Here is a 3,422-nt window from a genome sequence, read left to right as displayed (position 1 = left end):
GTCGCTGACCCGCAACGGTGTGCCACCCCTGGAGGTGGCGAGTCCGATCACCCGCTCCGCGCGGTGCACCAACTCCTGTCGTGGCTCGCGGGAAAGGGTTCCATCGTCCATGAGACGTCGTGTTCTTGCCGTGCTCGCACTGCTGTGCGGCCTGTCGCTGCTCGTCCCGTCCACCGCCTCCGCCGTGCCGGTCACGCACAACCGGGCGGACGCCGCCGCCGGGTGGCTGGCTCGCCAGATGGTCGACGGCGAGCGCTTCGAGGTCGATTTCGGCGGGGTCCTGTACCCCGATGCCGGGTTGACGATCGACGGGGTGTTCGCGTTCGCCGCGGCCCGCAGCGCCGACGACTACGCCGATCGCGCGATCGCGTGGCTGTCACAACCCGCCATCACCTCCGGCTACACCGGTTCCGGTGGCGAGGCGTACGCGGGCGCGCACGCCAAGCTGATGCTGGCCGCCCAGGTCGCGGGGGCGGACCCGACCTCGTTCGGCGGGGTGGACCTCAACGCCGGTCTGCTCGCGCTGCTCACCCCGTCGGGCCGGTTCTCCGACAACTCGGCGTTCGGCGACTACAGCAACGCCTTCAGCCAGTCCCTGGCCCTGCTGGCGCTGGACCGCACCCCGGCCGGCGCGCCCGTCCCGGCGGTGGACTTCCTGGTCGGCACCCAGTGCCCGGACGGCGGTTTCCCGCTCGACCTGGCGGCCACGCCGTGCGTGAGCGACGTGGACTCCACCGCGATGGTCACCCAGGCGCTCCAGGCCGTCGGCCGTCCGGGCGAGGCCCAGCAGGGCCTGTCCTGGCTGGTGAGCGTGCAGCACGCCAACGGCGGCTTCAGCGTGGGCGCCAACCCGCCCAACGCCAACAGCACCGGCCTGGCCCGCCAGGCGCTCAAGGCCGGCGGTCGGGACGTCGCCGCCCGCAAGGCCAAGCGGTTCCTCAAGTCCCTCCAGGTCGACTGCACCGGCCCGGTCGAGCAGCGCGGCGCCGTCGCCTGGCAGGCCACGGGCTTCGACCCGGCCACCGCGACCCGCGCCACCGCCCAGGCGATCCTCGGGCTGGCCAACGTCGGCCTGGCCGACCTGCACAGCGGGGGCAAGGCCGAGGCACCCGTCCTGGCCTGCGACTGACGTCACCGGTAGCCGCCACCCGACCGGGTGGCGGCTACCCCGTCGTGAGCGCCACCCGGCGGGCTTCGACAGGACTCACCGGCTCGCCGGCGGTGACCCCGTGCAGCACGTGGGCCAGCACCTCCGCGCCGCGCACCACCCGCGGGCCGGGCCGGTTGAAGTAGGCGGGGCCGTCTAGCACCCAGACCTCGCCCGCGCGCACGGCGGGCAGGTCGGCCCAGCCGGGCCGGGTGGTCAGCGCGGGCAGCTCCGCCAGGGTCCGCTCGGGGGGCAAGCCGCACGGCAGGAGCAGCACCACGTCCGGGCGCGCCTCGACCACGGCGCGCCACTCGACCGGGGAAGTGTGCTCGCCCACCCCGGCGAGCAGCGGGTCACCGCCCGCCCGGGTGATCTGCTCGGGCACCCAGTGCCCGGCGGGCCAGACCGGGTCCAGCCACTCGATCGCGACCACCCTCGGCCTCGGTCGACCCGCCACCGCCGCCTCGACCGCGGCCAGGCGGGCCTCCAACGCGGTGATGCGCCGTTCGGTGTCCTCGACGCCGAGCAACTCGCCCACGCGGCGCACGCAGTCCAGCACGCCCGCCGTCGTGCGCGGCTCCAGGCTCACCACGCGCGGACCTGCGTCCAGCACGCGCACCGCCTCGGTGACCCGTTGGTAGGACACCGCGCACACCTCGCACAGGTCCTGGGTCAGCACCACGTCGGGGGCCAGTCGGGCGAGCAGGTCGGAGTCCAGCGAGTACAGCGACGACCCCCGGTGGCCCTCGACCGCGGCGGAGATCTCCCGGCTGCTCAACCGGTCGGGGTCCAGCCCGGTGGCGGTGACCACGGGCACCGACGCGACCTCCGGCGGCCAGTCGCACTCGTGCGTGCGCCCCACCAGGTCGCCCGCGCGCCCGAGTTCCGCGACGATGTCCGTGGCGGCGGGCAGCAACGACACGATCCGCATGGTTCCAGCGTAGGTCGGCCGACGCCGTCCCAGCGCCGCGCGAGTTCTCCGCACATTTGCGGGAACCAGATGACGTTCCTGTCCGACTAGTGGGTCAGGTCTTCCCTGCGTCCCACCAGAGGTGCCCGTGTCCGCTCCCCCCATCGACGACGTGCGCAGTGATCAGTCCTCTGGCCCGGTCCGGGTGTCGGTGGTGCCGTTGCTGCGCCGGCTCCACTTCTACGCGGGCGTGCTGGTGGCGCCATTCCTGGTGGTGGCGGCGCTCTCAGGCATGCTCTACGCGTTCGCGCCGCAGCTCGACCGCGTCTTCTACGGCGACCTGCTGGAAGTGTCGTCGGCCACCGGTGCGCCGCGTCCGGTGGCCGAGCAGGTCGCGGCGGCGCAGGCCGCCGTGCCTGACGGTGTGGTGACCGGCGTGCAACTCCCGGGGGATCCGACCGCTACGACCCGTGTCGTGTTCTCGCTGGTGGGCCTGCCGGAGGGACACGCCCAGACGGTCTACGTCGACCCCTACACCGCCCAGGTCAACGGGCAGCTGACCACCTGGTTCGGGGCCACCCCGGTCACGACGTGGCTGGACAACCTGCACGCGAACCTGCAACTGGGCGAGACGGGCGCGCTCTACTCGGAGCTGGCGGCCAGCTGGCTGTGGGTGGTCGCGCTCGGCGGACTGGCGCTGTGGATCGCCAGGCAGCGCACGGCGCGCCGCCGCGTGCGGGCGCTGGTGGTCCCCGAGAAGGGCGCGAAGGGCGTGCGCGGGACCCGGTCGTGGCACGGCAGCATCGGGGTGTGGGTCCTGATCGGCGCGCTGTTCCTGTCGGCCACCGGCTTGACCTGGTCGAACTACGCCGGCGCGAACTTCAGCGCGGCGTTGACGGCGCTGAACGCCAAGGCTCCGGCCCTCGACACCGGCCTGGGTGGCACGAAGGGCGCGACGAGCTCCGACGGGCACGGTCAACACAGTGAGGCGCCACCGGACGCGGAGGTCGACCCCGTCACGTTCGACCAGGTGCTCGTGGCCGCCCGCGGCGCGGGCTTGGACGGGCCGCTGGAGTTGGGCGTGGCCGCCGCGCCCGGCACCGCGTGGACGGTGGCCCAGACCGACAACACCTGGCCGATCCGACTGGACAAGGTCGCGGTCGACCCGGCGACCGCGACGGTGACCGCCCGTGCCGACTTCGCCGACCGGCCGGTGCTGGCGAAGCTGTCGTCGCTGGGAATCCAGGCGCACATGGGCGTGTTGTTCGGCCTGGCCAACCAGATCGCGCTGTTCTTGCTCGCCGCCGGGATCCTGACCCTGATCGTGCTCGGCTACCGCATGTGGTGGCAGCGCCGCCCCAGGCC

At 73.5% G+C, this 3,422-nt stretch carries 3 protein-coding genes; 2 read left to right on the top strand and 1 reads right to left on the bottom strand.

All coding sequences use genetic code 11. From position 1 onward, the window contains the following. The first annotated feature begins 130 nt into the window (after nt 1–130). On the top strand, nt 131–1,129 hold the full coding sequence (locus tag ACFV4N_RS25780; protein WP_499675170.1) for a prenyltransferase/squalene oxidase repeat-containing protein: 999 nt from the start codon (nt 131–133) through the stop codon (nt 1,127–1,129). A gap of 34 nt (nt 1,130–1,163) precedes the next feature. Here the strand turns inward: ACFV4N_RS25780 and ACFV4N_RS25775 are convergent, their stop codons facing one another. After that, nucleotides 1,164–2,078: a cobalamin-binding protein gene (locus tag ACFV4N_RS25775; RefSeq protein ID WP_499675169.1), complete on the bottom strand. Its 915-nt coding sequence runs from the start codon at nt 2,076–2,078 to the stop codon at nt 1,164–1,166. Nucleotides 2,079–2,205: 127 nt separating this feature from the next. Between ACFV4N_RS25775 and ACFV4N_RS25770 the strand changes: the two genes are divergently transcribed. Further along, a partial coding sequence (locus ACFV4N_RS25770; RefSeq protein ID WP_499675168.1) for a PepSY-associated TM helix domain-containing protein occupies nt 2,206–3,422 on the top strand: 1,217 nt, incomplete at its 3' end.

The sequence above is a fragment of the Actinosynnema sp. NPDC059797 genome, assembly GCF_042732085.1.
GTDB lineage: Bacteria > Actinomycetota > Actinomycetes > Mycobacteriales > Pseudonocardiaceae > Actinosynnema.
Note: the sequence above shows the minus strand (reverse complement) of the source record. Positions and strands in the feature narration are given on the sequence as shown.